At 56.7% G+C, this 24,836-nt stretch carries 29 protein-coding genes; 19 read left to right on the top strand and 10 right to left on the bottom strand.

Annotation, left to right across the window (positions count from 1 at the left end; translation table 11 throughout):
- Nucleotides 1-21: 21 nt before the first annotated feature.
- Nucleotides 22-1,137 (bottom strand): Re/Si-specific NAD(P)(+) transhydrogenase subunit alpha, encoded by a 1,116-nt coding sequence (locus ACLRDN_RS03640; protein ID WP_413459005.1) that lies wholly within the window; start codon nucleotides 1,135-1,137, stop codon nucleotides 22-24.
- Between the two features lie 167 nt (nucleotides 1,138-1,304).
- Here ACLRDN_RS03640 and ACLRDN_RS03635 point away from each other — a divergent pair, with 167 nt between their 5' ends.
- The 9 genes from ACLRDN_RS03635 to bfr all read left to right on the top strand — a co-directional run bounded on the left by ACLRDN_RS03635 (nucleotide 1,305) and on the right by bfr (nucleotide 6,769).
- Nucleotides 1,305-1,793, top strand: a complete 489-nt coding sequence (locus ACLRDN_RS03635; protein ID WP_413459004.1) for an NUDIX hydrolase — start codon at nucleotides 1,305-1,307, stop codon at nucleotides 1,791-1,793.
- A 57-nt stretch (nucleotides 1,794-1,850) separates the two neighbouring features.
- Nucleotides 1,851-2,957: a tRNA 2-thiouridine(34) synthase MnmA gene (mnmA, locus tag ACLRDN_RS03630; protein ID WP_413459003.1), complete on the top strand. Its 1,107-nt coding sequence runs from the start codon at nucleotides 1,851-1,853 to the stop codon at nucleotides 2,955-2,957.
- A 219-nt stretch (nucleotides 2,958-3,176) separates the two neighbouring features.
- A complete protein-coding gene (gene hemP / locus ACLRDN_RS03625) occupies nucleotides 3,177-3,365 on the top strand; it encodes a hemin uptake protein HemP (RefSeq protein WP_008325641.1) in 189 nt (62 codons plus the stop codon).
- 98 nt (nucleotides 3,366-3,463) lie between these two features.
- Nucleotides 3,464-3,784, top strand: a complete 321-nt coding sequence (locus ACLRDN_RS03620; RefSeq protein WP_088754613.1) for a hypothetical protein — start codon at nucleotides 3,464-3,466, stop codon at nucleotides 3,782-3,784.
- Nucleotides 3,785-3,830: 46 nt separating this feature from the next.
- The gene (locus ACLRDN_RS03615; protein ID WP_259435241.1) at nucleotides 3,831-4,058 is read left to right on the top strand and encodes a bacterioferritin-associated ferredoxin; all 228 of its coding nucleotides are present in this window, start codon (nucleotides 3,831-3,833) and stop codon (nucleotides 4,056-4,058) included.
- Between the two features lie 9 nt (nucleotides 4,059-4,067).
- A complete protein-coding gene (locus tag ACLRDN_RS03610) occupies nucleotides 4,068-4,766 on the top strand; it encodes an energy transducer TonB (protein ID WP_413459002.1) in 699 nt (232 codons plus the stop codon).
- Nucleotides 4,767-4,861: 95 nt separating this feature from the next.
- Nucleotides 4,862-5,593, top strand: a complete 732-nt coding sequence (locus tag ACLRDN_RS03605; protein WP_039786252.1) for a MotA/TolQ/ExbB proton channel family protein — start codon at nucleotides 4,862-4,864, stop codon at nucleotides 5,591-5,593.
- The gene (locus ACLRDN_RS03600) at nucleotides 5,593-6,009 is read left to right on the top strand and encodes an ExbD/TolR family protein (RefSeq protein ID WP_145607184.1); all 417 of its coding nucleotides are present in this window, start codon (nucleotides 5,593-5,595) and stop codon (nucleotides 6,007-6,009) included. The genes ACLRDN_RS03605 and ACLRDN_RS03600 overlap by 1 nt, the downstream gene beginning before the upstream one ends.
- Nucleotides 6,010-6,289: 280 nt before the next feature.
- Complete coding sequence (gene bfr / locus ACLRDN_RS03595; protein ID WP_008325625.1) at nucleotides 6,290-6,769, top strand: bacterioferritin; 480 nt, start codon at nucleotides 6,290-6,292, stop codon at nucleotides 6,767-6,769.
- Between the two features lie 93 nt (nucleotides 6,770-6,862).
- On the opposite strand, the gene ACLRDN_RS03590 is transcribed toward bfr, so the two are convergent.
- Entirely contained in the window at nucleotides 6,863-7,477 is a 615-nt protein-coding gene (locus ACLRDN_RS03590; RefSeq protein WP_286863578.1) for a glutathione S-transferase family protein, read from the bottom strand.
- Nucleotides 7,478-7,718: 241 nt separating this feature from the next.
- On the opposite strand from ACLRDN_RS03590, the gene purB reads away from it, so the two are divergent.
- The 6 genes from purB to ACLRDN_RS03560 all read left to right on the top strand — a co-directional run bounded on the left by purB (nucleotide 7,719) and on the right by ACLRDN_RS03560 (nucleotide 13,368).
- Nucleotides 7,719-9,086: an adenylosuccinate lyase gene (gene purB / locus ACLRDN_RS03585; RefSeq protein WP_413459001.1), complete on the top strand. Its 1,368-nt coding sequence runs from the start codon at nucleotides 7,719-7,721 to the stop codon at nucleotides 9,084-9,086.
- A 305-nt stretch (nucleotides 9,087-9,391) separates the two neighbouring features.
- Nucleotides 9,392-9,916 (top strand): cytochrome b, encoded by a 525-nt coding sequence (locus tag ACLRDN_RS03580; RefSeq protein WP_209579873.1) that lies wholly within the window; start codon nucleotides 9,392-9,394, stop codon nucleotides 9,914-9,916.
- 63 nt (nucleotides 9,917-9,979) lie between these two features.
- Entirely contained in the window at nucleotides 9,980-10,552 is a 573-nt protein-coding gene (locus ACLRDN_RS03575; RefSeq protein ID WP_413459000.1) for a YceI family protein, read from the top strand.
- A 120-nt stretch (nucleotides 10,553-10,672) separates the two neighbouring features.
- A complete protein-coding gene (locus tag ACLRDN_RS03570) occupies nucleotides 10,673-11,245 on the top strand; it encodes a YceI family protein (protein WP_413458999.1) in 573 nt (190 codons plus the stop codon).
- Nucleotides 11,246-11,466: 221 nt separating this feature from the next.
- A complete protein-coding gene (gene pdxH, locus ACLRDN_RS03565) occupies nucleotides 11,467-12,102 on the top strand; it encodes a pyridoxamine 5'-phosphate oxidase (RefSeq protein ID WP_413458998.1) in 636 nt (211 codons plus the stop codon).
- A 57-nt stretch (nucleotides 12,103-12,159) separates the two neighbouring features.
- The gene (locus ACLRDN_RS03560; RefSeq protein ID WP_413458997.1) at nucleotides 12,160-13,368 is read left to right on the top strand and encodes a class I SAM-dependent methyltransferase; all 1,209 of its coding nucleotides are present in this window, start codon (nucleotides 12,160-12,162) and stop codon (nucleotides 13,366-13,368) included.
- A gap of 89 nt (nucleotides 13,369-13,457) precedes the next feature.
- Here the strand turns inward: ACLRDN_RS03560 and msrA are convergent, their stop codons facing one another.
- The gene (gene msrA, locus ACLRDN_RS03555; RefSeq protein WP_413458996.1) at nucleotides 13,458-14,021 is read right to left on the bottom strand and encodes a peptide-methionine (S)-S-oxide reductase MsrA; all 564 of its coding nucleotides are present in this window, start codon (nucleotides 14,019-14,021) and stop codon (nucleotides 13,458-13,460) included.
- Between the two features lie 114 nt (nucleotides 14,022-14,135).
- Here msrA and ACLRDN_RS03550 point away from each other — a divergent pair, with 114 nt between their 5' ends.
- Nucleotides 14,136-15,497 carry a site-specific integrase gene (locus ACLRDN_RS03550; RefSeq protein WP_413458995.1) on the top strand — a complete coding sequence of 454 codons (1,362 nt, stop codon included), beginning with the start codon at nucleotides 14,136-14,138 and terminating at the stop codon, nucleotides 15,495-15,497.
- Between the two features lie 150 nt (nucleotides 15,498-15,647).
- Here the strand turns inward: ACLRDN_RS03550 and ACLRDN_RS03545 are convergent, their stop codons facing one another.
- Together ACLRDN_RS03545 and ACLRDN_RS03540 are read right to left on the bottom strand one after the other, a co-directional pair.
- Complete coding sequence (locus ACLRDN_RS03545; protein WP_413458994.1) at nucleotides 15,648-17,150, bottom strand: hypothetical protein; 1,503 nt, start codon at nucleotides 17,148-17,150, stop codon at nucleotides 15,648-15,650.
- Between the two features lies 1 nt (nucleotide 17,151).
- Nucleotides 17,152-17,580 carry a plasmid mobilization protein gene (locus tag ACLRDN_RS03540; RefSeq protein WP_413458993.1) on the bottom strand — a complete coding sequence of 143 codons (429 nt, stop codon included), beginning with the start codon at nucleotides 17,578-17,580 and terminating at the stop codon, nucleotides 17,152-17,154.
- A 319-nt stretch (nucleotides 17,581-17,899) separates the two neighbouring features.
- Here ACLRDN_RS03540 and ACLRDN_RS03535 point away from each other — a divergent pair, with 319 nt between their 5' ends.
- Complete coding sequence (locus ACLRDN_RS03535; protein ID WP_413458992.1) at nucleotides 17,900-18,124, top strand: hypothetical protein; 225 nt, start codon at nucleotides 17,900-17,902, stop codon at nucleotides 18,122-18,124.
- Nucleotides 18,125-19,115: 991 nt separating this feature from the next.
- On the opposite strand, the gene ACLRDN_RS03530 is transcribed toward ACLRDN_RS03535, so the two are convergent.
- Nucleotides 19,116-19,547, bottom strand: a complete 432-nt coding sequence (locus ACLRDN_RS03530) for a hypothetical protein (protein ID WP_413458991.1) — start codon at nucleotides 19,545-19,547, stop codon at nucleotides 19,116-19,118.
- Between the two features lie 100 nt (nucleotides 19,548-19,647).
- Between ACLRDN_RS03530 and ACLRDN_RS03525 the strand changes: the two genes are divergently transcribed.
- Nucleotides 19,648-19,941 carry a helix-turn-helix domain-containing protein gene (locus tag ACLRDN_RS03525; RefSeq protein WP_413458990.1) on the top strand — a complete coding sequence of 98 codons (294 nt, stop codon included), beginning with the start codon at nucleotides 19,648-19,650 and terminating at the stop codon, nucleotides 19,939-19,941.
- A 96-nt stretch (nucleotides 19,942-20,037) separates the two neighbouring features.
- Here the strand turns inward: ACLRDN_RS03525 and ACLRDN_RS03520 are convergent, their stop codons facing one another.
- Together ACLRDN_RS03520 and ACLRDN_RS03515 are read right to left on the bottom strand one after the other, a co-directional pair.
- Nucleotides 20,038-20,802, bottom strand: a complete 765-nt coding sequence (locus tag ACLRDN_RS03520; RefSeq protein ID WP_413458989.1) for a MipA/OmpV family protein — start codon at nucleotides 20,800-20,802, stop codon at nucleotides 20,038-20,040.
- Nucleotides 20,803-20,840: 38 nt separating this feature from the next.
- Complete coding sequence (locus ACLRDN_RS03515; protein WP_413458988.1) at nucleotides 20,841-21,539, bottom strand: TetR/AcrR family transcriptional regulator; 699 nt, start codon at nucleotides 21,537-21,539, stop codon at nucleotides 20,841-20,843.
- A gap of 533 nt (nucleotides 21,540-22,072) precedes the next feature.
- Between ACLRDN_RS03515 and ACLRDN_RS03510 the strand changes: the two genes are divergently transcribed.
- Nucleotides 22,073-22,582, top strand: a complete 510-nt coding sequence (locus ACLRDN_RS03510) for a flavin reductase family protein (protein ID WP_413458987.1) — start codon at nucleotides 22,073-22,075, stop codon at nucleotides 22,580-22,582.
- 93 nt (nucleotides 22,583-22,675) lie between these two features.
- On the opposite strand, the gene ACLRDN_RS03505 is transcribed toward ACLRDN_RS03510, so the two are convergent.
- Both ACLRDN_RS03505 and ACLRDN_RS03500 read right to left on the bottom strand, forming a co-directional pair.
- Complete coding sequence (locus tag ACLRDN_RS03505) at nucleotides 22,676-23,425, bottom strand: OmpW/AlkL family protein (protein ID WP_413458986.1); 750 nt, start codon at nucleotides 23,423-23,425, stop codon at nucleotides 22,676-22,678.
- A gap of 354 nt (nucleotides 23,426-23,779) precedes the next feature.
- Nucleotides 23,780-24,835, bottom strand: a complete 1,056-nt coding sequence (locus ACLRDN_RS03500; protein WP_413458985.1) for an L-threonylcarbamoyladenylate synthase — start codon at nucleotides 24,833-24,835, stop codon at nucleotides 23,780-23,782.
- Nucleotide 24,836: the final 1 nt, after the last annotated feature.

Genomic DNA, 24,836 nt, shown 5'->3' with positions numbered 1-24,836 from the left:
TGCCGACCCGGGCCGGCAGATTCATTTGCGCAGGATCTCGCCGCCCTGGCAGAGCAGCGTGGCCGCGACGATATCGTCTTCCTTGTTGATGACCAGCTTGCCTTCGGCATCGATGATCAGTTTGAGGAAGTCCAGCACGTTGCGCGCGTACAGGGCCGAGGCATCGGCCGCCACCAGGGCCGCCAGGTTGCCTTCGCCGATGATGTGCACGCCGTGCTTGATGACGGTCTTGCCAGGCTCCGACAAGGGACAGTTGCCGCCCTGGTCGACGGCCATGTCCAGGATCACCGAACCGGGCTTCATGGCCTTGACGGTTTCTTCGCTGATCAGCACCGGGGCCTTGCGCCCGGGGATCAGGGCGGTGGTGATGATGATGTCGGCCTGTTTGGCGCGTTCGTGGACCAGTTCGGCCTGGCGTTTCATCCAGTCCGGTGGCATGGGGCGGGCGTAGCCGCCCACGCCCTGGGCGATTTCCTTTTCTTCCTCGGTCAGGAAGGGAACATCCAGGAATTTGGCCCCCAGCGACTCGATCTGCTCCTTGACCGCCGGACGCACGTCGGAGGCCTCGATCACCGCCCCCAGCCGCTTGGCCGTGGCAATGGCCTGCAGGCCGGCCACGCCGGCTCCCATGATGAGCATGCGCGCGGCCTTGACGGTGCCGGCGGCGGTCATCAGCATGGGCATGAAGCGTTGATAGGTATTGGCGGCCATCAGCACGGCCTTGTAGCCAGCGATGTTGGCCTGCGAGGACAGCACGTCCAGCGACTGCGCGCGGGTGGTACGGGGCGCGGCTTCCAGGCCGAAGGCGGTCAGGCCGGCGGCGGCCATGGCGGCGATGTTGTCGGCATCGAAGGGATTCAACATGCCGACGACCACGGTACCCGGCTTGAGACGGGCGCGCTCGGCCTCATCGGGGGCGCGCACCTTGAGCAGGATCTCGGCGGTATAGACCGCTTCGGCACTGCCGATGCTGGCGCCGACGGCCACATAGGCCTCGTCAGGAATGCTGGATTTGCCCCCGGCGCCGGACTCCACCATCACTTCGTGCCGGGCCGCGACCAGTTTCTTGACGGTTTCGGGGGTGGCGGCGACACGGGTTTCTCCGTCCCGGCTTTCGGCGGGGATCGCTATCCTCATTCCTGACTCCTTTTTTTGTGGATTCTTGGCCCAATCTTACACGACTCGCCTTGTCCGGCAAGAAATTGGCGGGCAGGCAAGAAACCCCGGCCATCCCGCGCCGTGGCGGCCCGGGCGCTGAAGAGTCGGCCCTGACAGGGTAAAATGGCGGATTCACGAGGTCATCAATGTCTGAAGTCTGGAAACCCTCTGTCACCGTGGCCGCCATCATCGAGCGCGACGGCCGCTTCCTGATGGTGGAAGAGCACAGCGCCGGCGGACTGCGCATCAACCAGCCGGCCGGCCACCTGGAACCGGGCGAGTCCCTGATCGAGGCCGCCGTCCGTGAGGCGCTGGAAGAATCGGCGCATGTCTTCACACCGACGGCGCTGGTGGGGACTTATCTTTCACGCAACGTCTCGTCCTCGCGCGGCGGCCTGTCTGTTACCTACCTGCGCTTTGCCTTTGCGGGGACAGTTGGCGAGGCGCTGAATCGGCCGCTGGACGAGGGCATCGTGCGGGCCGTCTGGATGACCCGCGACGAACTGGCCGCTTGCGCCGAACGGCATCGCAGCCCGTTGGTACTGCGTTGCGTGGACGATTACCTGGCCGGCCAGCGCGCACCGCTGGAACTGGTGCATACGGATCCCAGCGCCATCGGCGCCCTGCCCGGCTGAGGCGGGCGCATCACTTGGCGGCTCCCTTTACGGAGGGCCGCATGGAACGGAAACAACATGAGCAAGAAAAGAGTAGTCATCGGCATGTCGGGCGGCGTGGATTCGTCGGTTTCGGCATGGCTGCTGAAGGAGCAAGGCTATGAGGTCATCGGCCTGTTCATGAAGAATTGGGAAGACGACGACGATTCGGAATACTGCTCCACCCGCGAAGACTGGATCGACGCGGTCAGCGTGGCCGATGTGGTCGGGGTGGATATCGAGGCAGTGAATTTTGCTTCCGAGTACAAGGATCGCGTCTTTGCCGAATTCCTGCGTGAATACCAGGCCGGCCGCACCCCCAACCCGGATGTGCTGTGCAATGCCGAGATCAAGTTCAAGGCCTTCCTCGACCACGCCATGAAGCTCGGTGCCGACCTGATCGCCACCGGCCACTACGCGCGCGTGCGCCAGGGGCCGCAGGGTGACTACCAATTGCTCAAGGCGCTCGACGCCAGCAAGGACCAGAGCTATTTCCTGCACCGCCTGAACCAGGAGCAGCTCTCGCGCACGGTGTTTCCCCTGGGTGAGATCCACAAGACCGAAGTGCGCAAGATCGCCGAGCAGCTGCAACTGCCGAACGCGAAGAAGAAGGACTCGACCGGCATCTGCTTCATTGGCGAGCGCCCTTTCCGTGAATTTTTGAACCGTTACCTGTCCTACAAGCCCGGCCCGATCAAGACCGCCGACGGCCAGACCGTGGGCGAGCACGTGGGCCTGTCCTTCTATACGCTGGGCCAGCGCAAGGGGATCGGCATCGGTGGCCTGAAGGCGCACCAGAATGCCGATGGTCATGGCGACGCCTGGTACGTGGCCCGCAAGGACGTGGAAAACAACACCCTCTACATCGTCCAGGGGCATGACCACCCCTGGCTGCTCTCGCCGACCCTCTCGGCCGGCCAGATCAGCTGGGTAGCGGGCCACGCGCCGCAACTACCGGCCTTGTCGGCCAAGACCCGCTATCGCCAGGCCGATGTTCCCTGCGGCTTTGCCGATGCCGGCAGCAGCTTCTCGCTGGCCTTCGACACCCCGCAATGGGCGGTCACGCCGGGCCAGTCCGCGGTGCTGTATGACGGCGACGTCTGCCTGGGTGGCGGCATCATAGAAAGCGGCGCCCTGCCGGATTAAGCTTTCACCAAGGCAACTATTGAATGCCCCGCGCGCGATCTTCGCGCCGGGGCATTTTCTTTTGGGCAAGCTTGACGGCCTTGATAGGCTGGAAGTGTTTCCCGCAAGACCCTAAATGATAAAAATTATCAATCACACCGATAAAAGGGCTTGCAATCCCGCCGCAAATCGCAAATAATCTAAATAAGAATTGTTCGCATTTAATAGGAGGTGATTGTAATGAGCCAACTGAACGACAACAGCATGGACCGTCGCAACAAGCCGGGCACGACCGCCAACGGAACGCCGATCACCCGCATCAAGAGTACGGACCTGTTCCGTCAGATGCGCGAGCTTGAGATTGATCACGGCGGTCGCATCTACAAATTGCGTCTGACCCAGCTGAACAAGCTGATCCTGACGGCGTAAGCCGGCAGTATCAGGACAAGGTGGATCCATAAACAGGCCAGCCAGCGTCGTTCGTCATGACGCACCGCCAGCCAAGCTAGCCCAGCGAGGAGAGTTTGATGGTCAACGAGAACATGACGTCCACGTTCGTGGAACCGAGCAACGCACCGGCCCAGCCTGAACTTCTGGTGTCCGCCGTGCTGCATCTGATGTCGCACTACACCGCCAACAACAGCCAGGAAACACAGAGCTGCGTGAAGCTGGCCTCGGTGATCGAAAGACACCTCAAGGCCCTGGCGGACCTGCCCAACCTGGCACCGGTGCTGCGGGCCACCTGCCAGCAGTTGTCGGAACAATGGGCGCATGTAGTGGAACGCACGATGCCGCCGCAGGAAAAATTCAACTTCTTCTCGCGCATGGTTGCAGGAGCGAGAACTTAGCCATCGTCAAGTCAAGAGCCTGATGAAGCAGGCAGCAAGGCGTAAAATGATCGTATGTGTTTGTAACAACATCTCTGAAGGCAAGATCCATCAGGCGGTCGATGCAGGCGTGTCGTCCATGGCCGAGCTGCGCAAGCAGCTTGGCGTGGGCACCTGCTGCGGCAAGTGCCATTCCTGCGCCAAGAACGTCCTGCGCGAATGCCTCAGCAGTTCCCGTCAAACACAGCAAGGTGCGCGTCCGGTGGTGTTCCATCCCTCGCTGGCCGCTGCTTGAACCAGATCAATGAACGCTATTTCACCGTCTCTCATGAGTGTCAGCCCACCCAGCGCCCTGATGCGCCAGGTACGCAAGATTGGCCCGCTGGGCCTGATCATCCTGTTGCACATCGCTTTCTTCTGGGCGCTGCAAAGCGGCCTGGTCCACCAGGTCGCCAGTGCCGTTCCCAAGGAAGTCATCGCCACCTTCATCGTGCCCGAGAAGGCCCCTGAGCCCGCGCCTCCCAAGGCCGAGCCGGCTCCGCCCAAGCAGGTGCAGATCGTCAAGAAAGTGGTGGCACCGCCCAAGCCGGTCCCCGTGACCGAAACGCCGGCACCCACCGCCATCACTGCGCCACCCCAGCCGCCACAACCGGCCGCACCGGCACCGCAGGTGGCCGCCGAACCGACGCCGGCACCGGCCGCACCGCCTGGCCCGGTCCTGCCCAAGCAGATTACTTCCGGTATCGAATATATCGAGAAGCCGAACCCGACCTATCCCAGCGTCTCGCGCCGCATGGGTGAAGAAGGCGTGGTGGAATTCCGCGTGACCGTCAACACCAGCGGCCGTGCCGAAAAGGTCGAGATCACCAAGTCTTCCGGCTACTCGCGCCTGGACGATGCCGCCCGCAGCGCCGTGATGCACGCCGTCTTCAAGCCTTACATCGAAAACGGCAAGGCGATCACCGTCAGCACGGTCGGCAGCCTGGCCTTCCGCCTGAACTGAGCAAAGCATCTCGCCTGGCCGGGTCTTGCCCGGCCAGGCAGTCATTTCGTTTCATCATTCCCCTCATCTGATAGCCAAAAATAGAAGGAAACATCATGGAAGTTAGTCCGTACGGATTGGAAAGCCTCTGGGCCCAGGGCGATTTCGTTACCAAGGGCGTCGCCGTCCTGTTGCTGGCCATGTCGATCGCGTCCTGGTACGTGATCTTCACCAAGGCCTTCCAGTTGCTGCGTTTCCGCAAGGCCTCGGCCGCCGCCGGTCACCAGTTCTGGGATACCACCAGCCTGCCCGAAGGCGTGGCCACCCTGGGCCATGACAATCCTTTCGCCGAAGTGGCGAAGGCCGGCGTCACCGCCATGAGTCACCACACCGCCCACAAGGGCCACTTGCATGACCAGCTGTCGGTGAGCGACTGGGTCACCCTGTCGCTGCGCCAGGCCATCGACGAAGCCTCCGGCAAGCTGCAGACCGGCATGGCCGTGCTGGCCTCGGTCGGCTCGACCGCTCCCTTCGTGGGCCTGTTCGGCACCGTCTGGGGCATCTACCACGCGCTGGTCTCCATCGGTACCACCGGCCAGGCCAGCATCGACAAGGTCGCGGGTCCCGTCGGTGAAGCCTTGATCATGACTGCGCTGGGCCTGGCCGTGGCCATTCCCGCCACCTTCGGCTACAACGCCCTGGTGCGCGGCAACAAGACCACCATCGCCAAGCTCAACAAGTTCGGTTTCGACCTGCACGCCCTGTTCGTCACCGGTGCCCGCGCCGCCGGTGAAGACGGCCAGCCCAATGGCGGCAAGGCCAAGCTGACCGCAGTCGGGAGGGCATGATGGGCATGGGTTCCCTGTCCGATTCGGACGACGATTTCAATCCCGAGATCAACACCACCCCGCTGGTGGACGTGATGCTGGTCTTGCTGATCATCTTCATCATCACCATCCCGGTGATGAACCATGCGGTCAAGATCGACCTGCCCAAGGCCAGCAGCCAGCCGGACCAGGTCAAGCCGGAAAGCATCAACCTGTCCATCGATGCGGCCGGCAACGTGTTCTGGAATGAAGAAAAGATCGACAGCAGCGAACTGAGCGCCCGCATCGCCGTGGCCGCCCAGAAACAGCCGCAACCGGAAATGCACCTGCGCGCCGAGCGCACCACCCAGTATGAAAAGGTGGCGCAGGTGATGTCGGCGGCGCAGTCCGGTGGGCTCGCCAAGATCGGTTTCGTGACCGATCCTGACAAGAAGTAAACATCGGCAGCACAGCAGCAAGGGGAAGTGCGGCGCACTTCCCCGCCCCCCGCAAGCCCCCGTATGGCGGGCCTGCCCAGAAAACCTCCCTCGCCTGGCGACGGAGGTTTTTTTTGATTTTCTGTCTACCGGACAACCAAGGTAAGAATGATTACCGCTAATTCTTGCTGAACAATGCAGGCATCTGGACTATGATCCGTCCGTCCGCGGTCAGGCAGCTATACAGTCACCCATAATTAACGCGGTTTTCCTCTCACATCAATTTTTAAAGGTAATCCCCATGAAAGGCGATCCCGCAGTCATCAAGTTGCTCAACGCTCAACTGACCAATGAGCTCACCGCCATCAACCAGTACTTCCTGCATGCCCGCATGTACAAGCACTGGGGCCTGGACAAGATCGGCGCCAAGGAATATGCCGAATCCATCGGCGAGATGAAGCACGCTGACAAGCTGATCGACCGCATCCTGATGCTCGACGGCCTGCCCAACCTGCAGGCACTGCACAAGCTGATGATCGGCGAGAACACCCAGGAAATGCTGCAATGCGACCTGAAGCTGGAACAAGCGGCCCACAAGACCGTCAAGGAAGGCATCGCCACCTGCGAACAGCATGGCGATTACGTCTCGCGCGAACTGTTCCAGATGATCCTGGATGACACCGAAGAACACATCGACTGGCTGGAAACCCAGCTGGACCTGATCGACAAGGTCGGCATCCAGAATTACCTGCAAAGCCAGATGTCCCCGGCCAGCGAGTAATCGCAAGCCGTTCAGGGCAAACAAAAAGCGCGCTCCTCGGAGCGCGCTTTTTTACGTCATCGCCAACCTGGCCCAAGGGCCAATGGCCCTGCCTCACACATGCGGCACGGTTTCCTTGAAACTGGCCCGTTCCGACACCTTGTCGAACAGCCGCGCCAGTTGCGGATAATCCTCGCGCCAGGCGAGGTCCGGGAAGCGGAACGCCAGCCAACCAAGCGCACAGCCCACGGCCACGTCGGCCAGGGTGTAATGGTTGCCGACGCAGAAGGGCTTTTCGCCCAGGCCCTCGGCCATCGCCTTCAAGGAGGCTTCGACCTTGCTCCACTGGCGCTTGATCCATTCCGGGCTCTGCTGCTTGGTCGGACGCAGGGTCTTTTCCAGGCGCACCAGCACGGCGGCATCCAGGGCGCCATCAGCCAGCGCTTCCCAGCACTTGATCTCGGCGCGCTCACGGCCGTTGGGCGGCAGCAGCTTGCCGACCGGGGTCAGGGTATCGAGATATTCAACGATCACCCGCGAATCGAACATGGCGCCTCCATCATCCATCAACAGACAGGGCACCTTGCCCAGCGGATTGCTCTCTTGGATGGTGGTCGATGCACTCCAGACATCTTCCAGGATGAATTCGTAATCGATCTTTTTTTCGGCCATCACGACGCGCACCTTGCGCACGAACGGGCTGGCATTGGAACCGATGAGTTTTAGCATAGCGTGTGGAGTAATGATCTGAGACGATTATAACATTCGCGTTTCCTGGCAATTTTATGAAGAATCGCGCCAGGAACGGAATGCAACGGTCCAAAAGGACTGCGCCGGACGGGAAAATTGGGCCGGCCGGCGTGCCGATGGTAAAATGCCGGGCTCAGGCGATTCGGGTTTTGGCATAAAAGCCTGCCAAAACTCGCCAATCTTCAGTCAACGCATCTCTTCCGTTTCCATCGTTTCCATCATGTCCCTCTCCGCTCTCTCGGCCCTGTCCCCGCTGGACGGCCGCTACGCCTCCAAGACCGATCAACTGCGCCCGCTGCTGTCTGAAGCGGGCTTCATGCACCATCGCGTGAAGGTCGAGATTGCCTGGCTGCAAGCGCTGTCCGAAGCCGGTTTCGCCGAGATCAAGCCGTTCTCGCCCGAGGCCCGCGCGCTGCTGGACAAGCTGGCCACCGACTTCACCGAAGCCGACGCTGCCCGCATCAAGGAAATCGAAGCCGTCACCAACCACGACGTCAAGGCCGTGGAGTACTGGCTCAAGGAACAAGTCAAGGATGTGCCCGAACTGGTGGCCGCCTCCGAATTCATTCACTTCGCCTGCACTTCCGAAGACATCAACAACACCTCGCACGGCATGATGTTGAAGGCCGCACGCGACACCGTGCTGCTGCCCTCGCTGCAAGCCGTGATCACCAAGCTGACCGCCCTGGCCCACGAACACGCCGCCGTGCCGATGCTCTCGCGCACCCACGGCCAGCCGGCCAGCCCGACCACCCTGGGCAAGGAAGTGGCCAACGTCGTGGCGCGCCTGCAACGCGCCGCCAAGCGCATTGCCAGCGTCGAGATCCTGGGCAAGATGAACGGTGCCGTGGGCAACTACAACGCCCACCTGTCGGCCTACCCGCAGACCGACTGGGCGGCCTTCTCCAAAGAAGTCGTGGAAAAGCGCCTGGGCCTGACCTTCAACCCCTACACCATCCAGATCGAGCCGCACGACTACATGGCCGAACTGTTCGATGCCGTGGCCCGCACCAACACCATCCTGCTGGACCTGAACCGCGACATCTGGGGCTACATCTCCCTGGGCTACTTCAAGCAGCGCACCAAGGCCGGCGAAATCGGTTCCTCGACCATGCCGCACAAGGTCAACCCGATCGACTTCGAGAACTCCGAAGGCAACCTGGGCATGGCCAACGCCGTCCTCAAGCACCTGGCCGAGAAGCTGCCGGTCTCGCGCTGGCAGCGTGACCTGACCGACTCCACCGTGCTGCGCAACATCGGTGTGGGCTTCGGCTACACCCTGCTGGCCTATGACAGCTGCCTGCGCGGCCTGAACAAGCTGGAAGTGAACCCGCAGCGCCTGGCCGACGACCTCGACGCCACCTGGGAAGTGCTGGCCGAGCCGGTGCAGACCGTCATGCGCCGCTATGGCATCGAGAATCCGTATGAGCAGCTGAAGGAACTGACCCGCGGCAAGGGCATTTCCAAGGACGCCCTGCGCGACTTCATCAATGGCCTGGCCATCCCGCAAGAAGCCAAGGACCACCTGCTGGCCATGACCCCGGCCAACTACATCGGCACCGCCGTGGAACTGGCCAAGCAGATCTGATAGCTCAGCCCATCGAGCAGCAACATGAAGAAATGGCGCACAGCAATGTGCGCCATTTTTCATTGGTGCGGCCACAAACCTGAATCATTGTTAGGATTACTCGCAAAAGCGGACGGCTGAAGTACGATTTCGGCGAGTAATGCGAGCAGCGAAAGCTCTTTATACTCAGCAGGGTCAAAAAGAGTGGCATCATCGCTTGCCGCCCGGAATCTTCGCGGATTTCGCGACGCCAGCCCGGCCTGCCCGCCCTGCAGAACCATTGCAGAGCCAGCCGCTCCAAACGCCACCTACGCTCGCCACATCCTATGGAACGCTATACCAAACCCGCCGTGCTGCTGCACTGGCTGATTGCCCTGCTGATCATCTCCGCCTTCGGCCTGGGGCTGACCATGGTCGACATTCCCGGCCTGACGCCGACCAAGCTGAAGTATTTTTCTTGGCACAAGTGGCTGGGCGTGACCGTACTGGCGCTGGTCTGCGTGCGCCTGCTGTGGCGCCTCACGCACAAGGCCCCGGCCTACCCGGCCAACATGCCGCTCTGGCAACAGTCGGCGGCGCACGGGCTGCACCTGGGCCTGTATGTGCTGATGTTCGCCATTCCCGTCTCCGGCTATTTCTACAGCCTGGCCGCCGGCGTGCCGGTGGTCTACCTGGGCGTGGTACCGCTGCCGGTGCTCATTGCCCCCAATCCTGAGTGGAAGCCACTGCTCAAGGCCACCCACTACTGGCTCAACATGACCCTGCTGGCGGCCTTTGCCCTGCACGTGCTGGCCGCGCTCAAGCACCAGTTCATCGATCGTGACAACATCTTCAAGCGCATGCTGCCCTGATCCCCTGCAAGCCGCACGCTACGCAAGATCATTCATATTGCTCGTTTTTTTACGGAACCCGACATGACCGCCACTTCCTCCACCCGCTTCCTCAAGCCCACCCTGCTGACCCTGGCCGCTGCTGCCGTCACCCTCTCCGCACACGCGGCCCCGCTGAAGGTGGATGCCGCCAAGAGCGGCGTGACCGCCACCTTCAAGCAACTGAACGTCCCGGTCGATGCCAAGTTCAAGAAGTTCAACGCCGCCATCGACTTCGACGCCGCCAAGCCGGAACAAGGCAAGGCGTCGGTCGAGATCGATGTCACCAGCTTCGACCTGGGCGAAGCCGAGTACAACAAGGAAGTGCTGAAGAAGGAGTGGTTCAACGCCGCGCAATTCCCCAAGGCCAGCTTCGTGGCCAGCAGCATCAAGGCTGCGGGGGCCGGCAAGTATGACGTGGCCGGCAAGCTGACCATCAAGGGCAAGAGCACCGATGTCAGCTTCCCGCTCACCGTCAAGAAGGATGGCGCCGCCCAGGTCTTCGACGGTGCCCTGCCCATCAAGCGCCTGACCTACAACATCGGTGAAGGCGAATGGAAGGATACCGGCATGGTGGCCGATGAAGTGACGATCAAGTTCCACATCGTGGCCCAGTAATTCGTAGCAACAGCATCAGCAGCCTCAACAACATCAATAAAAGTCGTTCCGCGCCATGACGCACCGCCCTGCAAGGGGCGGGCTCCCCAGCGGTTTTTCTCACTCAAGGAATCAACACAGATGAAACTGAATCACCTCTTCTTCGCACTCGTCGCCGCTGGCGCCGCCGTCTCTGCCAACGCTGCCGACACTTACAGCATCGACCCCAGCCACACCTACCCCAGCTTCGAAGCTGACCATATGGGCGTGTCCATCTGGCGCGGCAAGTTCGACAAGACCAGCGGCACCGTAACCCTGGATCGCGCTGCCAAGACCGGCACCGTCGACATCACCATCGATACCGCCTCCATCGACTTCGGCATGGCCAAGATGAACGATCACGCCAAGAGCGCCGAGATGTTCGACGTGGCCAAGTACCCGACCGCCCAATACAAGGGCAACATCAAGTTCAACGGCGACAAGCCGGCCACCGTCGAAGGCGAACTGACCCTGCACGGCGTGACCAAGCCGGTCACCCTGACCCTGAACAAGTTCACCTGCATCCAGCACCCGATGCTCAAGCGTGAAGTCTGCGGCGGCGATGCATCGGCCTCCTTCAACCGCGCCGACTTCGGTATCGACTACGGTGCCAAGTATGGTTTCTCGATGGACACCAAGCTGGCCATCCAGGTCGAAGCGATCAAGACCAACTGATCCTGACTGACCTTGCCTGGGGCCGGCGCAACCTGGTCCGGCCCCGGCAAACCACGAAAGCCGATGCGATAATGCATCGGCTTTTTTATTGGCCCGCCTTGCTTGCGATCATGGAGCAACCGCCCGCCAAGCCGCACAATGGCTCGCATTCGCCGTTTTGCTGCTCTGCAAAACATTTTGAAACGCGCTAATCTAGCGCCACTCCCCAAGGAGCAAGAAGCATGTCGTTAGCTGACCTACGTAAAGACTACAGCCGCGCCAGCCTGTCCGAAGTTGACACGGCCGCCGACCCGATTGACCAGTTTGCCGTCTGGTTCGAGGAAGCGACCAAGGCCCAGATCCCCGAGCCCAACGCCATGAGCGTGGCCACGGTCGGGTCCGATGGGCGGCCTTCATCGCGCATCGTGCTGATCAAGCAGTTCGATCAGCTGGGCTTTACCTGGTTTACCAATTACGACAGCCGCAAGGGCGCTGACGTAGCGGAGAATCCCTACGTGGCACTGCTGTTCCACTGGGTAGAACTTGAACGCCAGGTCCGCATCGAAGGAAAGATCGAGCGCGTGACCAAGGAAGAGAGCGACGCGTACTTCTACAGTCGCCCCCTGGCCAGCCAGCTCGGCGCGATCGCCTCGCAGCAGAGCCGGACCGTCGCCAGCCGCGAGACACTGGAACAGCAATACGAAGCAACCAAGCAGCAATTCGGGGACCATCCGACCCGCCCGGAACACTGGGGCGGCTACCGCGTGATTCCCGATCGCATCGAATTCTGGCAAGGCCGACCCTCCCGCCTGCACGACCGCGTGCTCTACACGCGCTCCGATGACGGCCAGTGGCAACGGCAGCGCCTGCAGCCCTGACGACATCCCCATGCCAGGGCTGGCCGGACAGCATTCATCACTGACGCGGAGGACATCGTGTTTTGGGAAAAGAAGCTAGACGCCTGGGTAGAAAACATTCGCAATGTGTCGGCCCTGCCACTGCGGCTGGAGCTGTGGAACGGACAGCATTACGACTTCGGCAGCGGTACGCCTGAAGTCACGCTCAAGGTTCCGCACGCTTCGGCCATCACTTCACTGCTCACGCCCTCGCTGGCCAACCTGGGCGAGGCCTACGTCGAAGGCAAGATCGAGGTCGAGGGCAAGGTCAAGAGCATCATCCAGGTCGCCAACGGCCTGGCCTCCAACACCCTCAAGGCCGAAGGCCGGCTGGGCCGCATGGTGCGCAGCGTGACGCACACCAAAAAGCGCGACGCCGAAGCCATCCAGTATCACTACGACGTTTCCAATGACTTCTACAAGCTGTTCCTGGACGAGAACATGGTGTATTCCTGCGCCTACTTCGAGAACGGCGACGAGGATCTCGGCGCGGCCCAGCTCAAGAAGATCGACCACATCCTGCAGAAGATCCAGTTGAAGCCCGGCCAGACCCTGCTCGACATCGGTTGTGGCTGGGGCGCGCTGGTCTTGCGGGCGGCGCAGAAATTCGGTGCGCGCTGCGTGGGCGTGACGCTTTCCAGGAACCAGTACGCCCTGGCGCGCGAGCGGGTGGAAGCGGCCGGGCTCAGCGACCGTATCGAGATCCGCCTGCAGGACTACCGTGACGTCACCGGCACCTTTGACCGCATCACCTCGGTGGGCATGTTCGAGCATGTGGGCATCAAGAATTTGCCGACGTATTTCGCCCAGATCAGGAAGCTGCTGGCCGATGGCGGCATGGCCATGAACCACGGCATCACCAGCACCGATATCGAGAACGGCGAGTCGCCTTATGGTGCCGGTGAATTCATCGACAAATACGTATTCCCCGCCGGCGAACTGCCGCACATCAGCACGGTGCTGCGGACCATGCAGGAAGGCGGCCTGGAAGCCTTCGACGTGGAGAACCTGCGGCGCCACTATGCCCGCACCTGCGGCATCTGGGCCGACAATTTCGAAGCCAATGCCGAGGCCATTCACCGGGTGACCGACGAGAAGCGCTACCGCATCTGGCGCGTCTACCTGGCCGGCAGCGCCTATGGATTCGAACGGGATTGGATCTCGCTGTACCAGGTCATCTGCACCAAATCCGGCCGCAGCGCACAGCAGCTGCCGTGGTCGCGCAAGTACATCTACGCACAACAATAAGCGTTCGCCAGCCCCATAAAACAACGGGCCTGTCCTCTTACCAGAGGCAGGCCCGTTGTACGTTCTGCGTCGCCACGCGCAGCGAAGATTTATTCCGGCTTGCTCTTCTCTGCAAACACCTCCCGCAGCTTGGCCACCTTGGGCGCCACCACGAAGGCGCAGTAGCCCTGGAAAGGATGCTGCACGAAGTAGTTCTGGTGGTAGTCCTCGGCGCGGTAGTAAGTCTGCGGCGGCGACAGTTCGGTCACGATGGGGGCATCCCACACCAGCGCCATCTCGGCGATGATGTGCTTGGCCGTATCGTGCTGGGTGGCGTCCTGGTAGTAGATGACTGAACGATATTGCGTGCCGACGTCATTGCCCTGGCGGTTCAGGGTGGTCGGATCATGGATGGTGAAGAAAATTTCCAGGATCTCGCGGTAGCTGATCTGCTGCGGGTCGAAAGCCAGCTTGACCACCTCCGCATGCCCGGTCTGGCCGCCGCACACCTGCTCATAGCTGGGATTGGCCACACTGCCGCCGGTATAGCCGGACTCCACCGACTGCACGCCCTTGACCTGCTGGTACACCGCTTCCAGGCACCAGAAACACCCGCCGCCTAAAGTAGCTGTTTCAAGTTTCCCACCTTGTTGATTTTCCTTGTATTTTTCCATTTTGGCCGCTTCCTAAAATTTGACAAAATACCAGAAATCCGGGGTAAAATTGGCAGAAATTTGCCAAAGACCACCCTCATAGTTGTGGCCTTGGCCAGCACAAGGAGCCCGCCGATGTCTGCCCTGCCTCGTGGCATAACACAAGTTTATTGGAAAAACAAGACGAAGACCAAGGAAAAGCAGGTCAAATTCCGAGTTCGTGTCAATAAGAAAATAAACGGCGATCCGATCAAGGTTGATCAGCTATGCGATACCTTAGAACAAGCAAAGGACTTGCTTGCCACCTATCAATCAAATATCGGCAGGCAGACACTTAACAAGATTGAGCTTGATAGGGACGAAAAGGTCAAAAAGATAGCTGACTTGCTGACAAGCCCGCCGCTTTCTTTCTATATCAAGCAATACATTGCCCAGCACATTCCAGAAGCTCCAGAAGGCGACGATCTCAAAAGGCGGAATCGGGTTAGCAAATTATCTTTTTTCAAGACAATTGAAAATACCGCTATTCCCGACCGTCACAACGAGATTGCAGAGCCGCTATTGCAAGCTGGGGGCTTGCTCGCTCAAATGGCCCAAAAGGCTATCTCCAGTGGCACAAAGAAACGATTGGGCGATTTCAAGCCTGAACAAGTTACTTATATTGAAATTAACGACTATATCAAGGCACGGCTCACCACCCCTGCCATGACTGGCAATCGCAAGAACACCCTTGGCCGCAATGTCTCCAAGATTTCCGTTTCTCGTGAGCTTTCGTTTATCAAAAAACTGTTTGAAAACCTGCGACACCAAGAAGCTAAGTTCAAAGGAATTCGCAATCCTGTTGATGACTACGATAAAGAATTACTGAAAAATCGTGATCCGAAAAATGTCTATCGTCTAGGTAAAGAAGAAAAGGAAATTTTGTTTAAAGCTCTGGATGAATACTCTAATCCAGAATTGAAGCAAATCTCTTTGCTTGCATATTATTGCGGCTTTCGCCGCAGTGAAGTTGTGCCGCTCACATGGGAACAAATTAACTGGGACGAAAACTATATCCAACTTTATCAAACAAAGTCAGGGAAACCTCGCAAGGTAGTTATTACCAAAGAAGCCCGCCAAATCTTGGAGACTGTCCCAAAGAGGGAAAATGACCCTAGATTGTTCACCTATACCCTGCTCGGCTTCTCTGGCTCATTTGATAAGCTGATTGACCGCCTTGGCTTGGAAAAATTCAGGTTTCACTTTTTCAGACGAGAGGCAATCAGCAATCTGGTTTTCAATATTGGACAGATTACAGGGATGGACGGGGCTAATTTCTCCATTCTCATTAGTGAATTGCTCGGCATTGAGAATGTCCGAACCTTGGAAAAGAACCATATCAGTGAGTTGCCTCCTTCTGGCCTAACCAGTCAAGAACAAATCATGCGGTCTATTGGTCATAGCAACAAGCAAACCACTAAACGATATAGCCCTATCAAGCTGCCGACCAGGAAATAAGCGGCCTTCTTGATTCCCCAGAAGGACCCGACGAAGCGGTCCTTTTTGCCTGCGGCACCTCTCTGCAAAGGAAGGTGCTTTTTTTATTGCCTGCTTTATTTCTGTGAATGGAACATTCACGGAAATGAAGTAGGAGCCACCGGCAGGGAATTAGATTTTTAGCCTGCCGCCTGTGTTGCCGTTCCTGTAGCGGTTGGCATATTGGTTGATTAGCTCGGTTTCTGCTGCTTGTTCCTGCTCTGCCTTTAAGACGGCAATTTGCTGCTCTAGCACTGCAATCTTCTGCTTGAGTGATTGAATTTGAATTAAATCGGACAGCTTGAATTGGTTCAGGTTGCCAATCTGCAATTCCAAAGTTAATTTGAAAAACAATATCTGGTGAATTTGGACAGAAATAAATACTGCTCTTGAGCTGTAGGAAAGCTGGCTAAATGCGGCGATAGCGGGTTTGCGATTGTGCTGAATCTGTTTGCTGTCATTAGATTTCGCCACGATTGAATCAGTAGGCTTGGCGACTTCCTGTTTCTTGTTGTCCAGCTTTTCAAATGTTTCCTGCTTTCTCAATGCCTGTTCGTTTTCCTGTCTGACTTCGTTCATCATTTCGTTCATTGCCTCCATTGGGTCAGGTATTTGCTCTTGGTTTTTTTGCTGTCTAGGCTGTTGTGTTGATTTGGAAGAAGCAGACTTGTTTACCCTCATGGACTTTGGACCGAAAATGCGAACCTTCTTTTCCTTCTGCTGATACTGCTTCTTGAAATATTCAAGGCGAGACTGCTTCAAGCGACTAATTTTTTCCTCGTTCTTCTGGAACTGATCTTGAGTCAAATTCTTTCGCTCTTGCTTGGGCTGTTGGTAGTCTTTGGATTTTTCTTTTAATTCCTTATAGTCTGCCCCTTCCTCAAAAACAGGGCCTTTCAAGCGAATGGCTTTTGCTTCGCCCTCTGGCTTGAATGAAATGTAATCATTGCCGACTCTGGTTATGTCGCCGTGTTCCTGGAGTAAATCAATAATATCCTGACGGCTTTTAATCTCGTCATGCTCAATGGCAGACTTGAAAAGTTCTTCCAAATTATTTCTGGTTTCTTTGTGAGACTTGGCCTGTTCGCAGATATCGGCGGTAGCTTCTTTGAGTGGGAGAATTTTCCTCTCAAATTTTGAACAGGAGATTTTCAGCGGATCAGTGACGACTTGGTCATAGCCAAGTTTTTGATTGGTGTTCTGAACCCATGCATCATTGAACTCATGTTGAAGGGTGCCAGGTGGAAAAGGGTTCAACTGCTTGCCGGTGGTTAGCTCGGTTGTAGCAAGAAAGTAGTTCAGTTCGAGATTGCCCTTGTCCCAATGGGCAACCCATGCAATAGAGTAGTTCTTGTCTTTCTCAAGGCCGGGAAGGAAGGCGGCTTCAAAGTCCCTCATAACGGCCTGCTGCTGGGCCACGGTGGGCTTTTCCTCGTCGCGAAAGGCCAATGCCCCACTTGCATACTTGTGGGCTCTGGTGGTCATGCTGGCAATCTTGGCGACATTGTTGGGATCACCGTCCAGAATTTCAGGTATGACAGAGCGAGGCTTGCCAGTGTGATCCTTATCACTCAAAAGATAGTCGGCGGCTTTCTGCGGATCTCCTTTCCCATGCTTCATTCGGATATGCAGCATGTCATTCCCCGTTGTTCATATCGGAAATCTTTTCAAGCTCAAGCCTGATTTTTTCCATTTCATAAATCAAGGTCTTGGCAGTTATGAAGTCATATTTTGAGTTCAACTGCTTGGCAATCTGATTGAAATTGGAGCCAATCTTGCCAAGGGCACCTTGCACCTTGAGGCGATCAAGGGCTGCCTGCTTTTTCTGGTTCAGGTGAATTTCTATCTTGTCCTCGTCGCCAAACATGCAGGCACGAGCATAGCGGGCCATTGAGTTGTGCTTGCCTGACTTGTGCCATTGAGCGGCAAAAGCCTCATATTCAATTGCTGAAAGTCTGACCTCAAATCTTGTATCTCGTTTATATAGGTGATCGTCGTTTGTCCTTCCTGGATGTTGTTTTGCTGTTGCCATTTTTGTTGTCTCCGTATTGTTCTTATGGGTCATAGGGCGGAGCCCTATCAAGGGATTTCTCCAGAAACGAGACTATGAAATAGCCGTAAGTTTCGTTTGGAGAAATTGGCCTTGCTTCTTATGTTTTTATCTTACGAAATGAAAATGAAATGTCCACGGCCTGGGTGAAATTCGATAGCGGAGATAGGTATTCACTGGAGGTTGAATACAAGTGTTCTGCTGCCAGCAGTGGCTATGTATTCACTATACGGAGCCAGAAAGACCGTGAATACAGGTGTTCAAGTCGATAGCAAGACTGACTTGATTTCGGCCCTCCGTTTGTTAACTCTTGAATATATTCAAGGAGAAAAAAATGGAGAGAACCAATGTGTTTTTTGAGGCCCGTGACCTCAACAGATTGAAAGAGATTGCCGCTAACAATGAGCAAAGCTTGGCTTGGATCATTCGTAAGGTGGTCAGTGGCTTTGTCAAGTCCGTGGACGAAAAGCAGTTACCAACCTCCACTGTTGCGGAAGTGAATGCGGCAGTCAGTGAAGTAGACCAGGCTTGGGCTGATTTCCTTGGGTGGTCAAAATGAGCTTATTTCTAGAGGAAAAATATCAGAGAGAATGTGCTGATCTTTGTCATGAGTTTGAGCAAATTCACCAAAGTAAACCAGACCTGAGCGAAGAAGAAAAATTCCAGGTGCTGAATGAGTTCACCGATAGAATGACTGAGCTTATGCTTTCATACAGGTATGAAAAAATTCAAACAGCGAGATCACGAAAGTGAAAATGGACCTGCTCGCCAGGATCCTTCCAAAATGTAAAAAGGCCAGTTAATGACTGGCCTTTGTGTTTGTGCTGCGAAAAAATTTTTGCCGCTTCCAATTTTGTTCTATTTCATAGAACCCCTGTCGGGTTCTTCTTTGCTTGAATGGTATTAATTACTTTTTCTTTTGTACTCTTACTAAATTCTGTACGGATGATGGTTTAATTGTACTTTGCCTTCACCGTGCTATCACACGGTTCCGGCAAAGTCTTACCCAAACCCGAAAATATCGGGTCCGGACTTTGCCGTTGCTGAAACCGTGTGATAGCTACCACATAGCACCGGACGGAGAATTATTAACCACCTCCGTTTAGCAAGTTCGTTCTGTTAATAGAACAGTTGGGGGGTCTTGCCTTGTCTTCCCTGTGGCTTTCCAACTTCGCCTTTTAAGTTCTAGCCTACTTCCACAATAATGAAGTTCGCATTAGTTGTGTTCGCTACCTGCTTGGGGGGATTTACAGTTATCAGGAGCATTGCCCCTGAATATTTTTAACCTGCCTTCATACAAGCCATTCGCGTTAGCAATTTTTCGACCGGGGAACTTAATCGACGCATAAAAAAATTGCCCTAACAGTTCTCGTTGCGGCAATTTAATCTTTATTCTTTCTTGACAATCTTTGATTTTCAATTACGATTGAATTTTCCGCGCGAGAAACGGTTATTGCACTTATATTGAAAATCTAGCAATTGTCAAGAGTGCAGTAGTAAATAAAAAGCCAGTCATTTGACTGGCTTTTTTGTTGAGCGGGGTTCCTATCTCATTTCACTGGAAAAGCATTCGCACAACGGTGGCAATAAAATCCGTGGTCGTGCATGTTTTTCCAAACTGGATATTCATCTTTATATTTCTTGTCCCGTTTCTTGTAGGCACGGATCTCCCATGCCCACCACAGAATAATTCCAATGGAAATTGCCATAAGCGGGCTTTTGCTGAACAGCCAAGCACTTGTGGCGAGTGACATTACTGCACCCGCAATAATTTCTAATTTCTTGGGCTTCTTGGGTGGGCTGAATCGTGCGGCCAATGTTGTCTGGCTGGTGCTGCTGCTACTTCCTGTGAAGACTCCTGCACCGTCAGTCCCAAGACCCACCCCGCTCACGGAACCGGTGCTGTAGGTTGTGCCTGATTGAAGGATTGCCTTGACTGATTGAACTTGATCGCTGCCGCACTTTGGACATTGGATTGCCATTTTTGCTCCATTCTGATTGAGAGGTCTGCTAAACGGTGGCCTGCTCATGTGTGTAGCAAACTCCGTAGATGCAAATGTATCAGATGGGTAGCTTGGTGTCATGTCTGCCAAGCCCAAACCACCAACAGAACTCCCAGCCCCTGACGACCTCCGTGGGGTGCTGGCCTTCAATGTGCGATTGCTGAGAGTGCAGAAGGGCTGGTCACAAGAGGCCCTTGCCTTGGAGTGCGGCCTTGATCGGACCTATGTCTCTGCGGTGGAGCGATCACGGTGGAATGTGTCGCTGTCCAACATTGAGGCCATAGCAAAAGCCCTTGGGGTGCGGCCGTGGGTGCTGATCAAGCCGCCAGAAGGATCTAGCGTAGATACTCCCCACATACATGACATGCTCTGAGAGCAATTGCTGTTGGGGTTTGGTGCCGACTCTAACGAAAAGAAAAAGGCTAGTCGTAAGACTGGCCTTTCGCTTTTGTGCTGAGTGCGGTTTAAATCAGAACCGATACAGATAGCCAATACCCACCGTGGTTTGGTTCGATTTCTCCACAATCGGGCTGTCTTTGATAGCACTGCCGAATGTTTTGGCTCCGACATCTAAAAATAGGGTGTGCTGGCGAGCTGGGCTGTAATCCAACCGTAACCCTACATCCAGTGCTGTTGTGGAGCCGCCTTGGTAGGCACTACGAACGGCAGTCGCTTCCGAAGCTCGAACACCATAGTAATAATCAACGAACTTGCGGTCATACCATTCAACACCCATGCGGGGTGTCAGTCCGAACTTGCCAAAACCAAAACGGTGGTCAATTTGAAGACCAGCCCGTGTGCCTTTGCTGTTGCCTAATCCGTCGTGAAGTAATTCAGCAGTAACATTGGCATAATCATTTTTCCAAATGAAAGCACCGCCAACCCAAACACTGCTCTTGCGTTTTTCCATTCCGGATAGAAAAGGCGAATCCTCTGGATCGTAGCCGTCACCGTCATAACGAGCACGGAGGCGGAAAGACAATGACTCATTCGGTTCATACAGCTTTAAGTCGGCCTTGGGAACACCGACACTGACCCACTTATTTTCATAGCTCAAAAGAGGCAAAACGAAATTATCACGATCAATGCTGCGATAGACCTTTTGTTTTGTAATTGCCCCTAGTCCCAGCGACCATTGCGATTCGCTAGAGTTGTCTTGTGCGAATGCGGACGAACAAATAATACTCATGCCCAATGCTGCAGCGGCAGCCTTAGGAATTTCTGACATTTTCATAATTACCTTCTTTCTAGTTGGTGGAAAGGAGCCACGGCTTATTGCGGCGATTGAGGGGAAGGGACTTTGTAGGCTCTGAGAAAAATGTCCACCGCTCGATCCACAACTTCGGTAATGTAGGTGTCGTCAAGAGTGGTTTTGACATTGAATAAGCCGAGGTAATAAACCTCGGAATCAAGCAATGCATGGAAATCGCGAGCAACAATGCATGGGTCTGCTGGGCGAACTTTCCCAGCTTCTATGACCCGTGCGAAGTAGTGCTCAAGGAATTTCATTGCTCGACCAATCCCCTGCTCGTAGAAGATTCGGCCTATCTCTGGATCTGAGGATGCCGCGACTATCATTCGCGTCCCTGCAAACCGTTCTGGTGTATGAGCTTTTTTCAATGCCTCGTAGCCCAGCATTCGCAAAGTGGATTCAATGTCGCGGGTGGGATCAAGCAACGAGAGAATTTGCATGGCATGGTCGGGAAGTTGGCCTTCCTGGGCCTCTATGCCCATGCTCTTGAAAAGCAAATCCATACCGCCGCCCATTTCATTGGCGGTTTGGCTAATTAGCTCTTTGAATAGAGCTTCCTTGCTGCCGAAATAGCGATAGACAGTCGCCTTGGCACCACCGAATCGAGCGGCGACTTCGTCCATTGAAGCTCTGTCAAACCCCACTTCCTGAAAGACTTGCTTGGCGGCGGCCAAGATAGCCTCACGGCGTGCAGCGGTCTTCACTTTGACCATTGCCATTACCTCCTAATCAAGCAAAAGGAGACTCCATAGTCTCGTTATGACGAGACTATACGGTATCGTTTTGTTTTAATCAAGAGGCCAGCAAGCAAGCTCTGATGCCTGCCTAGCTGAGTCGGTGTGTGGAGTGGAAGGGTGCGGCTAGTGCCGCCAGAGAAAGAGATCTTGGCCGCTTAGGAGTGGGGCCGGGAAGGTCAATATTTGGCAAAAATTTGCCAGAATGTCTTTTGTCAAAACTTAAGTTGATGATTTTAAAGACATAACCACATAACTAGGTTTCTAGGCACCAGAAGCAGCCGCCGCCGAGTACTGCGATTTCCGTGGCCATGATGTTCTCCCGTTAAGTTGCTTGTTGTAAAACTTTACTCCAATTCAGCACTTCAAGTGAGGCCGATGTGAAGCATTCTCAAGTCATCCACGCCCAGCCCGCAAGGCAAGACTGCGCGCGATCCGTTATCATGTGCATCTCCGCGCATTGACCGGCTGGCCGCAAGGCGCACGCCGCAGCGCTTCGACCTCCAAGCAGACTCCCGATGCACACACGCTTTCCCCGCGCCGAAGCGCGTCAGTTCGACGCGGCGCACTTCCGCCAGGCCCTGTCGCAGTTCGCCACAGGGGTCACCGTCATCACCACGCGCCTGGCCGATGGCACCCTCCTGGGACTGACCGCCAGCTCCTTCAATTCGGTGTCGCTGGACCCGCCCCTGGTACTGTGGAGCCTGGCCACGCGCGCCAACAGCCTGCCGGTCTTCTCGGGCAACTCGCATTACGTCATCAACATCCTCAGCGCCGAGCAAGCCCATCTGGCGCAGCAGTTCGCCAGCAAGATGGAGAACCGCTTCGAGGGTGTGGCCTACCGCCTCTCGCGCACCGGACAACCGGTGCTGGAAGGCGCCTCAGCCTGGTTCGAATGCCACAACCGCAGCCAGTATCCGGAAGGTGACCACGTCATCTTCGTGGGCGAGGTGGAACATTGCGAAGTCGACCCGCAGGCCGCGCTGGTCTTCCACAACGGCCGGTTCACGAAGACTGAGGCTTTCTGAACGCCGCGTCTGCTGTGCCTTGAGGCAGTCGCCCAAAAAGAAAATGGCGCCCGGAACATCCGGGCGCCATTTTTTTGCAGCAGCTTTCCGTTTTTAGAAGCGGTAGCCGACCGACAGGAAGGTCACGATCGGGTTGATCGTCAGGCTGGTGCTCGAGTGGGTGGTACCACCTGCCAAGGCCGGCAGCTCGGTGGTGATGGTGGCATCGGTCTTCAACGGAACGTATGAAACGGACAGGCCTACGGACCAGTTCTTGTCGAAGTTGTAGTTGGCACCTACGGTCAGCACCGGTGCCCAGGAGGAGCTCAGGCTGGCGCTGGACTTGGCGCTGCTGATGGCACCGTTGGTGTACTTGCCGGAAATGGTACGCTGGAAGTTGTCGGTCAGTTCGACATTGTCGTACCAGACGTAGGTCACGCCGGCGCCGACGAAGGGACGGAACGCCGTGTTGGCGTCACCGAAGTGGTACTTCGCCACGATGGCCGGGCTCCACTGCTTGGCCTTGCCGACCTGGCCCACGCCAGCCAGGGTGCCGGTGCCGTCGAGCTTGAAGGTCGGTGGGATGCCCACGTCAGCGGTCAGCGAGAAATTGTCGGTGAGGTAATGGGTGAAAGCGATACCCAGGGTGTCGGTGTTCTTCACGGTGGAACCGGAGCCTGGAATCGGGCCTGCGCCCGGACCATCATTCTTGCGCAGAATCTCGCTGGAATCCTGCGGTGCAAAGTGGAACCAGCCCAGGTTGACGACGGTGCTGCCCGCCGTTTGCGCCATGGCCGGTGCAGCGCAAGCTGCCATCACGGACAGGGCGGCGATCTTCGGCAGAAGGGAAAATTGTTTTTGCATTGCTGTCTCCAAGAGTTGCGGGCAGTGCCCGGATTTATTATTCCCGGCCTCAGGCGTCGGACGGGATTGATCTCACGGCTGGTTACCGTTTTTCATTATTCAACGTAATCCTGCGTAACTGGTAAGTACGTGGTTTTTACACTGACGAAACAAAAAGAACGCGCGTGCTATTCCTTGGAGATACTATGCCAGCTTTGTCACAATTTGTATAGAACATGTGAAGAGCACGAACGTGCTTGTCGGCTTTTGGCAACCGCGTACTGACCCAAAGGTCAGTACCGGCGCGGCCGAGCGGAGGATTTCAGGAATGGCAGCGAGCCGCAGCGTTCAGGTTCGCCGCCGCAGAACCACTGCTCAGCTTGGGAGCAGGCGCGCCAGCAAACCTTGCGAATCGAAGGCAGCGCGGCGCAGGCGGTCGTTGACGCCCTGCCATTCTGCACTGAGGGGCAGGGATTCCACCACGATGAGGTCAGCGCCCGTATGGTCCATATCGCGCAGGGCGGCATAGAGATCGTGGGCATACGCATCGGCAGTGGGCGGCATGGGGCGGATCACACTCACGCCGGGCACATCCTCGCCCCGGAATTCACGCTGGATCAGCGCGACCTTCTGACCGATGCCGACCAGCTTGCCCAGCAGCGCCGGCAGCTCCGCAGGCGCCACCTGCACCACCGGTGCCTGCGGTGCATAGTGCGCATCGAGCGTGCCTGATGCGCGCGGTGCAGTGGCGTCGGGCGTGGCCAGGGGCACACCGAGCACGGCAGCGATACGATCCGCGCTGATCTGGCCGGGGCGCAGCAGCACGGGACCATGGGTCTCGATGCGGGACAGATCGACGATGGTGGATTCGATGCCCACTTCGCTCTGTCCGCCGTCGAGTACGTAATCCACCAGGCTGTCAGCATCGCTGCCGAATTCCTCGCGCACGTGCTCGGCGGTGGTCGGGCTGACGTGTCCGAACTTGTTGGCCGAGGGGCCGGCGATGCCGCCCTTGCCGCCACGGAATTCGCGCAGCAGCGCTTGCGCCACCGGATGCGAAGGACAGCGCACGCCCACCGAATCCTGGCCACCGGCCACGGCATCGGGAATGTGCGCAGCGCGCTTCAAGATCAGCGTGAGCGGACCAGGCCAGAACGAGGCAATCAGGCGCCGCGCTTCCACCGGTACCGACGCGGCCCAGTAACCGATATCGGCTTCCGGTGAAACGTGCACGATCACCGGATGATTGGCAGGCCGTCCCTTGGCCGCATAGATGGCAGCAATGGCAGCCGGATTCTCGGCGTCACCCCCGAGGCCGTAGACGGTCTCGGTCGGGAAGGCCACCAGACCGCCCTGCTCCAGCTTGCGCGCGGCATGCATGATGGCCGCGGCATCGATGGTCACGGTGGAAGAAGCGCGCTTGTCGTTCATC

Source organism: Herbaspirillum huttiense (genome assembly GCF_047300815.1).
GTDB classification, from domain to species: domain Bacteria; phylum Pseudomonadota; class Gammaproteobacteria; order Burkholderiales; family Burkholderiaceae_D; genus Herbaspirillum; species Herbaspirillum huttiense_A.
Note: the sequence above shows the minus strand (reverse complement) of the source record. Positions and strands in the feature narration are given on the sequence as shown.